The sequence below is a fragment of the Micromonospora sp. NPDC005215 genome (genome assembly GCF_040607915.1).
Classification (GTDB): domain Bacteria; phylum Actinomycetota; class Actinomycetes; order Mycobacteriales; family Micromonosporaceae; genus Micromonospora.
Map to the genome: position 1 here is coordinate 19,040 of NZ_JBEXHQ010000070.1, position 8,526 is coordinate 27,565.

The window sequence follows — 8,526 nt, forward strand, 5'->3', positions numbered from 1 at the left end:
GAAGCGCGGGGTCGCGCGCCGAGCAGGTCGCCGCGCCGCGAACTCGGGGCGCGGCGGCCTCGCGTCAAGGGAAGGTCGGCGGCACGCAGGTAAACGGCGTTCTGGCCACAGGAACGCCTCAGCCGTCCGAGATCGGACCGGCCTCGGTGGGGACACCGATGTGGCGAAGTCGGTGGCTGGGGAACACCGGCGGCGGCGAGGCGCGCGGCGATGGCTGGGGAGGAGTGGTCGAGAAAGACGGCGACCTGGTGGTCGTCGCCGAGGTGGCAGGCTGTAGCGAGGGTGCCGAGGTTGATCGCGTCCAGGTCGTGCAGGTCGTGCAGGTCGTGCAGGTCGTGCAGGTCGAGGACCACCCGTAGTACAGCAGCGAAGAGGCCAGCTGCCGGTCAGGGACGAGGCCAGAAGACATCCCGGAAGATTGCATTGCCCACACGTTTGTCGGTGACCCAGGTGGCACCCCTGTGTTCAAACGGAATGCCGGAGCGGTAGAACAGCACCATGGCCGGCGCGAGTGTCACGCACCCGGCGGCCCAGGCGGCCATGAAGACCGAGTCTGGCAGCGCGGGCACATTCGGCACCCCGGAGGCGATGCCCCAGACAACCACCGGAAGCAGCGCGAGGTTGGCCACGCGGGCCAGCCAGATCCCGGCGCGGTACATCGAACTTCTTCTTATGTCTAGCAGGGCATCATTCGTGACCGAAGACATGTGGCCCATCGTAGAGCGAGCGCGCCTCGTCCTGAGCCCATGGAACAGGGTGCCGCGCCGCTACGACGTTGAGGATCGGCTACCAATCACCGGCTGGCTGGCCCGTTCCCGGTCCTGGTGTTCGGAGCGTGGGAGCACGCCTACCACCTGCAGTTGCTCTCGCCCCTGTGGCAATGCCTCGACTGCCTCGGCCGCCGCCTGCTGTTCGGCCTCGCGGTCGCCGAGCGACTCGCGCGCCGCCATCAGCAGATCATTGTGTACGAACGTCCGACACGAGCGGCCTGGGGGACAAGCTGGCCGGTTGGACCGTTCCGGACAGTGAGACCGAGCAGGACAAACAAGATCGCACAGAGTGCTGATCTGAGGAGGAACTGTTGCTCGATGCGTCTGGCGATCGGTGGGTGTAGCGGGTTAGGAGCCGGCGCCGGTCGGGTTGAGGAAGACGAATCGGATCGCCGGGTTACGCGCGGTGAGCCGTCGTCTGGCCTCGTCGGCCACGCCCTCAACGTCGGCGGCCGTGATTTGGTCGGCAAAGTCGATCTTCGCGACAACGAGAATGTCGTCGGGACCGAGCTGCAGGGTCAGCAACTCCACGATGCCTCGCACGTATGGCAGGGCGGACAATTCCCGGCGAATCTCGTCCTGAACCGGCTCCCTGGCTGAGCGGCCGACGAGCAGGGCGAGGTTGTTGCGGGCCAGAATGGTGGCCACCACGAGGAGCAGTACACCGATGGCGACCGATGCGATGCCATCCCAAACCGGGTCACCGGTCAGCTGGGCGAGCCCCAGGCCTGCGCCGGCCAATCCCAGGCCGATCAGGGCTGCGGTGTCCTCCAGGAACACCGCTTTGATCGCGGTGTTGGGCGTGCGCCGCAGGACCCTGGCTGGACTGATGCGCCAGCGTTTGGCCCGGCGTCGTACCTGCCGCACCGTCCGCAGCAGAGACACCGACTCCAGGATGAAGGAGACGACCAGCACCGCGTACGAGACGGTGTAATCCCCAGTCTGTCTGGCCGACGCGATGACGTGCACGCCGTGGGTGATGGAGAAGCCGGCGCCGCTGACGAAGGTGAAGACCGCGGCGAGGAGGGCCCAGATGTAGCTCTCCCGACCGTAGCCGAAAGGGCGCGTGGGGTCGGCCCGGCGGCTGCCGCGACGCAGCGCCACGAACAGCAGTACCTCGGTCGTGGTGTCGGCGAATGAATGCGCGGCTTCCGACAGCACGGCCGCCGAACCCGAGAGCAAGCCCGCAACCACCTTTGCCGCAGCGACAGCGACGTTGACGAGACCAGCCACGATCACCGTGCGGACGCTCTGCGACTGCCCGTCCGATTCGGTCATGACGCCAGGCTATGGGCCGGATGTCGGCCGGGCGGACAAAACGACAGGCACATACGGCGCAATGGACCACCAGCCGTCGGCTGAGCTTGGCCAACGACCCCCCTCTGCAGTCCAGCGATGCTCCGTGGTCCACGAACGGCGGGGCAGGTGCATGCCCCAGCCCTCAGCGACCGGCCCGAACCGCTGAGCGACCTCGGCGGTGAAGCTCGCCGGTGGCTTCCCGGGACGACCCATGGCTCTCATTCTCGCGCTTACGCCGAAGGTGCGCCGTGTCAGCCCAGTGTCGTCCGGTCCCAGATCTGGCGCAGGCGATCGATCGTCAGCGCCGGTCATGAGGCAACGGAATGCCCTGCAGGTGGTGTGTGCGCTCAGCTGAGTCGAGCAGCGTCGGTGGCGCGTACCTCGGGAATCTCCATCGGGTCGTGGCGGAGATAGCTCAGCTGTTTGCCGGAAACAGCATCGCCCTGTCGTCGACGAGACTGGCGAATCAAATGTCGGTGGCCATGGTCGGCCGCTCGCGACCGCAAGCGGCCAGCGGCTCGAGTGCGTCGTTGAGGCGCTTGCCGTCCTCGGTTAGCGAGTACTCGACGCGGGGCGGTACCTCGTCGTAGGGTCCGCTCCTGGCGACCAGACCTGCTGCAGTTGACCGGCGCCGGACCGATCGTCGCCGCCACCGTGCTCACCGCCTGGTCACACCCCGGGCGCTGCCGCAACGACGCCGCGTTCGCCATGCTCGCCGGCGTGGCCCCGATCCCCGCCTCATCCGGCAAAACCGTCCGCTACCGACTCAACCGCTCCGGCGACCGCCAACTCAACCGCGCCCTGCACACCGTCGTCCTGACCCGCCTACAACACGACGATTTCGCTGTCGGTTTTGCCTTCGGCGCGGCGGCGCTCGGCGTAGGCGCGGAGCCGGACGCCGGGGCCTCGTAGCCGCCAAGTCCGTGTCGGCCCCCTTCCGCCGCGGGGCAGGACCGAAGCCGCCGCTGGCTCAGGCCGCGGTGATGGATCACGCCGAGGCGGATTCTCGCAACGTCGGGTCCCGCGTCAGCTGAGCCGGTCGATGACGATGTCGCGGCCCGGGCCCTCGAGCTGATCGAGGTACGCACGTCGGCCTGCCATCGTCATCACCAGGGCCAGTGTTGGACCGGTGACCTCCGGACCCGCACCGGTGGTGAACGGACCGTCCGTCGCCACCATCCGTAGCCTCGACGCGAGGGACTTGCTGGCGACGGTGAAGTTGCGCCGGGCGTAGAACTCCGCCACCGCCGTCAGCGCTTCGACGTCCGGCTCTGTGCTGATTCCCAGCGGATATCGGATGTCCTGGCCGTGTACCAGCACCTCGCCCAGGTAGGCGGCGGTGTCCCCGGTGGGGGCCGTGGTGGCGTCGATGACCGCCTCGAAGCTGCTGAGCGTTTCCGCGGGCGTAACGCCCAAATGCTCCCGCAGAAGGCGCTCGTTGTGGACCGCCGGGCGGAACCCGGCGCTCACGATGCTCCGGATCCACCGCCACCGGCCCGTGGTGGCGGCGGCGGTGAGGTGGGCGACGACATGTTCCACGTCCCAGCCGGTGCACAACGTCGATCGACGCCACTGGTCCGGACCGAGAACGGACAGATCGTCGGCCAGGCTTCGGCGGGCTGCATGGGTGAGACCCCAGAGCCGGGCGTCGGTCCCGCCTGTCATGGCGTTGATCCTTCGGTTGAGATCCGTTGTTCGGTGCGATTTGTCGATGAGGCCGGACGCTGATCGTACTGCCCAGGCAATGCGCGGAGCCGGCCGAGACTGCCGTGGTCATCGACGGCAGGCGCTCGGTAGCGGGCAGGCTCGTTGGCCGGGCCGAGATTCGCTTCCGGCTAATCGAACGGCTGAGGGCTGCAACCGGCCCGCGCTTCGCCGGTGGCCACCTGGCGATCCACCCCTGCCCGGGACTGCACCCGTTCCATGAATTCGGTAAGGCCGAACGGTTCCGGATCTTCGGTGGGCCTGGACACCAAGCCTCGTAGCTCCTCGGGGAGTTGGCAGGCGAGGTCCCTTGCCTGGCCACCGCTGATCCGTTTTGCCGCCCCTCAGGGTGGTGGGGGAGCGCGGTGGGTGATATGTCGGGTGACCCGCAATTGGTACAGGCCGGCGCTGGTGATCGCGTAGAAGATGGGCAGGAGAAGGAAGACGACCAGGCCGATCAAGGGGGCCACCAGGTACCCGACCATCCCTGCGAGGACGTACAGGATGAGCCCGGCGAGGGCCCGGACCCGCTCGACGCGAAAAAGCCGTCTTTGACCTGGTCCTTCAGTAGGTCGGGGTTCCGGGCCAGGTAGTGGTAGAACGCAAGCCACGTCGCGCACAGCAACGCGCCGATCAGCGCGTAGAAGGCGATGGCCACACGCTGGTCCGCGTTGTTGTGCTCCTGCAGCGCGTGCGACACGACGATCGTCGGAAACGGCAGCAGCGCCGTGCTGAACAGTACGAGGAGATTCATCCGGTGCAGGCCACTATCGACCTGCCGAATGCGGTTGAACAAGCCGGACAGGAGACGACCAGGCGGAACGTCCGGTACCCGGAGGTCCAGGACCAGCAGCGTGATGATGATGGCGAAGATGGCGTCGCTGAACGCCACGGCACGGCTGGTGTCCGATCGGGTGCCTAGGTGGCAGTTCGGTTGCGTATGCACGGCGCCCGCAGATTGGTGCCTCCGGACATGCCGCATCCGGCCACCGGGCGCGCCGCGGTGGTCGGATGCGGTTGGTGCTCAGGGTTTGAGGACGACCTTCTCGCAGTGGTCCTGCTTGTTCTTGAAGATGTCGAAGCCGCGTTCTGCCTGGTCGAGCGGCAGGGTGTGGGTGATGACCCGGGTCGGGTCGATCTCCCCGCGTTCGATGCGCTGCAGCAGCGGTTTCATGTAGCGCTGCACGTGGCATTGACCGGTACGCAGGGTCAGCGCCCGGTTCATCCACGCCCCGGCCGGGAACTTGTCGAGGAAGCCGCCGTACACGCCGATGACCGAGACGATGCCGCCGCTGCGGCAGGACAGGATCGCCTGGCGCAGCGCGTGCGGGCGCTCGGTCTCCGAGCGGACCGCCTGCTTGATCCGGTCGTAGGCGTGCACGTGCGCGGCACCGTGGGTGGATTCCATGCCGACCGCGTCGATGCACTTGTCCGGTCCCCGCCCACCGGTCAGTTCCAGCAGTCGGGACCGCACGTCCACGTCCTCGAAGTTCACCGGGGTGTGGCCCGCCCGTTCGGCCATCTGCAGACGGTACGGCTCCTTGTCGATGGCGATGACCTTCGCGGCGCCGAGCGCCCGGGCGCTGTCCATCGCGAACTGCCCGACCGGACCGGCGCCCCACACGGCGACGACGTCGCTGGGCTGGATGTCGCACATTTCGGCGCCCATGTAGCCGGTGGGCAGGATGTCGGAGAGGAACAGCACCTGCTCGTCGGTGAGGTCGGACTCGATCTTCAGGGGACCGACGTCGGCGAACGGTACCCGCGCGTACTGCGCCTGGCCGCCCGCGAAGCCGCCGGTCAGATGCGAGTAGCCGAAGATCCCGGCGACCGGGTGGCCGAACATCTTCTCGGCGATGCCGGCGTTGGGGTTGGAGTTCTCGCAGCAGGAGTAGAGCTCGGCGGCGCAGGCATTGCAGTTACCGCAGGCGATCGGGAACGGCACGACGACCCGGTCGCCGACCCGGAGCTTGTCCGCGGACACTCCCGAGCCGACCTCGATCACCTCGCCCATGAACTCGTGGCCCATGACGTCGCCGTCCTGCATCGTGGGCACATATCCGTCCACCAGGTGCAGGTCCGAGCCACAGATCGCGGTGGAGGTGATCTTCACGATGGCGTCGCGCTCGTTCAGGATCTTCGGGTCCGGCACGTCACGGACCTTGACCTTGTTGCGACCGGCCCAGGTGTTCGCCCTCACGCGTCCGCCCCCTTGGCAAGCTCGGCATCCGACAGCGGTTGCGCCGGACGTTGCGGGAACTCCTTGCGGGCCCGCTTGCCCCACGGGGCGCCGTCGGATCGGACCACCTGGCCGGTCTCCATCACCTGCTTGAGCCGGCGCAGGTCGTCGTCGAGCTGCTGGTGCGGCTCCTCGCCGAAGTACCTGGCCACCGCCTTGCCGATCGCGCCGCCAGGGATGTCGTAGGACAGAACCACGTGCACTTCGGTGCTGACACCGTCCGGGGCAGGCACGAACCGGACCGTACCGGCGTTCGGCACGTCCGCGTTCCCGGTCGACCGCCAGGCGATCTTTTCGCCGGGTGTCTCATCGACGATCTGCGCGTCCCACTCGACGTTCTTGCCGAAGGGAGCGCTGGCGGACCAGTGGCTCGTGCGGTCACCGGTGGTGCGGATCTCCTCGAGGTGGGCCATGAACGTCGGGAGGTTGCCCAGGTCTCGCCAGAACGCGTAGACCTTGGGTGATGGTTGGCGGATAGTTGTTGTGGCTGTCAGCTCCATGGATCCTCCTTCGCGTAAGCCTCGTAGCGCCCCGATCCTTTTCGCCCGGGTTGCTCGCACGGCGGTCAGGAGGTCCACCACCGTGATCCCGACGACGGCGCCAGTGACACCGACGAGACGACGCCGGCGGCGCCCGCCCCGGTGGGCGATGGCCACCCCGAGAGCGGCCAGGTCCATCGCGTCGCCCAGGACCCGGGTCCACGCCCAGACGCTCTTGTGTCGGCTCGTCAGGAGCCCGGCCGCGTGTACCAACTCTCGCGCCCCGACCAGGGGCACCACCGCCCGGGACCTCGGGGAGTCGTCCACTCCGCTGATCCGGCGCACCGTGTCCGGTGCCGCCAGCTGTGCCACGCCCAGACCGAGACTCATCCAGCCGAGCCCGCGCCCCCGCCGCTGAATCTCGTCCTGCCTGGCCTTCGCTGCCTCTCGGGTTGCTAGTTGAGTCAAGGTAGCCTCCGTATCCGGTCGCACCGGCCGCGCGTTCCGGTTCACGACGGTCCGGGCGCGATGCGTAGGCGCCCGGATACCCCTCGGAAACCACCTCAACCGCCCATCGGCCGCAGTATGGAGCCGATCCCTGTCCCGCTGCTCAGCACGACGTCACGGCGGGAGCGGCGGCCTTTCGGGCGCCGGGATAGCCGCCGCCAGGGACTCAGGACCGGTCTGATGCTCCCGGCCCTGAGCCCATTGGTCAGGCCGTCGCCATCTGGCGGACATCTTCGCCCTGGGCGAACTCCTCGACCATCTTGGCGCAGAAGGCCGGAAGGTCGCTGGGGTTGCGGCTGGTGACCAGGCCGTTGTCGACCTGCACCTGTTGGTCCACCCAGTTCCCGCCCGCGTTGCGGATGTCGGTGCGCAGGCTGGGGAATGAGGTGAGGGTCCGGCCGTTGACCATGCCGGTCTCGACCAACGACCAGGGGCCGTGGCAGATCGCCGCCACTGGCTTCTGTTGCTGGAAGAACGCGCGAACGAAGTCCATCGCCTGCGGGCTCATCCGGAGCCGGTCGGGGTTGACAGTCCCGCCCGGCAGCAACAGGGCGTCGTAGTCGGCGGCATTGGCCTCGTTCACGGTCCGGTCCACCCGGTAGTGGTTGGCAGGGTTGATGTCCTGGTTCATCGACTGGATCTCGCCGGATTGCAACGAGATCAGATGAACCTCGGCTCCCGCCTGCTCCGCGGCGGCCCGGGACTGGGTGTATTCCACGTCCTCGACCCCGTCGGCGGCCAGGCAGGCGACTCGCTTGCCGGTCAGTGGCTGCTGGTTCTGCGCCATTGCTTTGGTCTCCCTTCGCGGCGCCGCCCGGCCGGCGGCGCGTCGCTCGAGCGTTCGCCTTCCCGGCGCAGGCATTGGCAAACGGCCAGCGAACGCCGCGCGAGGGTGAACACTCCGACCACCTGCCCGCCGTACAGCGAGGCCTGCCCAGCGGAAGGTGCCGCCACAAGGGGTGTGTCGGCAGTCGCAGCGGGTATCGAAGGCAACCCACTGGCACCCAGGCTCCGGAAAGGCCGACATGACCCTCCCTGCCGCTCCGGTCGAGCTGCCGTCCGGCCAGACCATGCCCGTGCTCGGCCAGGGCACCTGGTACCTCGGCGAGCGTCCCGCGAGGCGACAGGACGAGATGACGGCCCTGCGCACCGGGCTCGACCTGGGCATGACCATGATCGACACTGCGGAGATGTACGGTGACGGCGCTGCCGAGGAACTCGTCGGCGAGGCGATCGTCGGACGACGTGCCGATGTCTTTCTTGTCGACAAGGTGCTGCCGTCCAACGCCAGCCGACGGGGAACCGTGCAGGCCTGCCGCCGCAGCCTGCAACGACTCGGCGTCGACCACATCGACCTGTACCTGCTGCACTGGCGCGGCACGCATCCACTCGCGGAGACGATCGAGGCGTTCGCCGAACTCGTCGACGCCGGCGACATCGGGCAGTGGGGCGTGAGCAACTTCGATCTTTCCGACATGACGGAACTACTCGAGGCGGGCGGGAACTCCTGCGCGACCAATCAGATCCT

The 8,526-nt window shown here is 67.9% G+C and carries 12 protein-coding genes and 1 pseudogene; 3 read left to right on the forward strand and 10 right to left on the reverse strand.

What is annotated here, in order from left to right:
- Positions 1 to 158: 158 nt before the first annotated feature.
- Positions 159 to 359, forward strand: coding sequence for a hypothetical protein (locus ABZU25_RS32195; protein WP_355033120.1), 201 nt, complete (start codon positions 159 to 161; stop codon positions 357 to 359).
- Between the two features lie 27 nt (positions 360 to 386).
- On the opposite strand, the gene ABZU25_RS32200 is transcribed toward ABZU25_RS32195, so the two are convergent.
- From ABZU25_RS32200 to ABZU25_RS32210, 3 genes are all read right to left on the reverse strand, one after another.
- The gene (locus ABZU25_RS32200; RefSeq protein ID WP_355033121.1) at positions 387 to 707 is read right to left on the reverse strand and encodes a hypothetical protein; all 321 of its coding nucleotides are present in this window, start codon (positions 705 to 707) and stop codon (positions 387 to 389) included.
- Between the two features lie 411 nt (positions 708 to 1,118).
- A complete protein-coding gene (locus ABZU25_RS32205; protein WP_355033122.1) occupies positions 1,119 to 2,048 on the reverse strand; it encodes a cation diffusion facilitator family transporter in 930 nt (309 codons plus the stop codon).
- A gap of 487 nt (positions 2,049 to 2,535) precedes the next feature.
- The gene (locus ABZU25_RS32210) at positions 2,536 to 2,679 is read right to left on the reverse strand and encodes a winged helix-turn-helix transcriptional regulator (RefSeq protein WP_355033130.1); all 144 of its coding nucleotides are present in this window, start codon (positions 2,677 to 2,679) and stop codon (positions 2,536 to 2,538) included.
- On the opposite strand from ABZU25_RS32210, the pseudogene ABZU25_RS32215 reads away from it, so the two are divergent.
- A pseudogene (locus ABZU25_RS32215) lies at positions 2,676 to 2,909 on the forward strand (IS110 family transposase); the annotation flags it as partial. The gene ABZU25_RS32210 and the pseudogene ABZU25_RS32215 overlap by 4 nt on opposite strands.
- A 186-nt stretch (positions 2,910 to 3,095) precedes the next feature.
- Here ABZU25_RS32215 and ABZU25_RS32220 read toward each other — a convergent pair.
- From ABZU25_RS32220 to ABZU25_RS32250, 7 genes are all read right to left on the reverse strand, one after another.
- Positions 3,096 to 3,734 carry a maleylpyruvate isomerase family mycothiol-dependent enzyme gene (locus ABZU25_RS32220; RefSeq protein WP_355033123.1) on the reverse strand — a complete coding sequence of 213 codons (639 nt, stop codon included), beginning with the start codon at positions 3,732 to 3,734 and terminating at the stop codon, positions 3,096 to 3,098.
- A 170-nt stretch (positions 3,735 to 3,904) separates the two neighbouring features.
- The gene (locus ABZU25_RS32225) at positions 3,905 to 4,102 is read right to left on the reverse strand and encodes a DUF2267 domain-containing protein (RefSeq protein WP_355033131.1); all 198 of its coding nucleotides are present in this window, start codon (positions 4,100 to 4,102) and stop codon (positions 3,905 to 3,907) included.
- A gap of 15 nt (positions 4,103 to 4,117) precedes the next feature.
- Positions 4,118 to 4,243 (reverse strand): hypothetical protein, encoded by a 126-nt coding sequence (locus tag ABZU25_RS32230; protein ID WP_355033124.1) that lies wholly within the window; start codon positions 4,241 to 4,243, stop codon positions 4,118 to 4,120.
- Positions 4,231 to 4,665, reverse strand: a complete 435-nt coding sequence (locus ABZU25_RS32235; RefSeq protein WP_355033125.1) for a TMEM175 family protein — start codon at positions 4,663 to 4,665, stop codon at positions 4,231 to 4,233. Before ABZU25_RS32235 ends, ABZU25_RS32230 begins: the two co-directional genes overlap by 13 nt.
- A 132-nt stretch (positions 4,666 to 4,797) precedes the next feature.
- The gene (locus ABZU25_RS32240; protein WP_355033126.1) at positions 4,798 to 5,973 is read right to left on the reverse strand and encodes a zinc-dependent alcohol dehydrogenase; all 1,176 of its coding nucleotides are present in this window, start codon (positions 5,971 to 5,973) and stop codon (positions 4,798 to 4,800) included.
- Positions 5,970 to 6,959, reverse strand: a complete 990-nt coding sequence (locus ABZU25_RS32245) for an SRPBCC family protein (RefSeq protein ID WP_355033127.1) — start codon at positions 6,957 to 6,959, stop codon at positions 5,970 to 5,972. The genes ABZU25_RS32240 and ABZU25_RS32245 overlap by 4 nt, the downstream gene beginning before the upstream one ends.
- 244 nt (positions 6,960 to 7,203) lie before the next feature.
- Positions 7,204 to 7,785, reverse strand: a complete 582-nt coding sequence (locus ABZU25_RS32250; protein WP_355033128.1) for a type 1 glutamine amidotransferase domain-containing protein — start codon at positions 7,783 to 7,785, stop codon at positions 7,204 to 7,206.
- A gap of 238 nt (positions 7,786 to 8,023) precedes the next feature.
- Between ABZU25_RS32250 and ABZU25_RS32255 the strand changes: the two genes are divergently transcribed.
- The coding region (locus ABZU25_RS32255) for an aldo/keto reductase (RefSeq protein WP_355033129.1) at positions 8,024 to 8,526 on the forward strand (503 nt) is incomplete at its 3' end.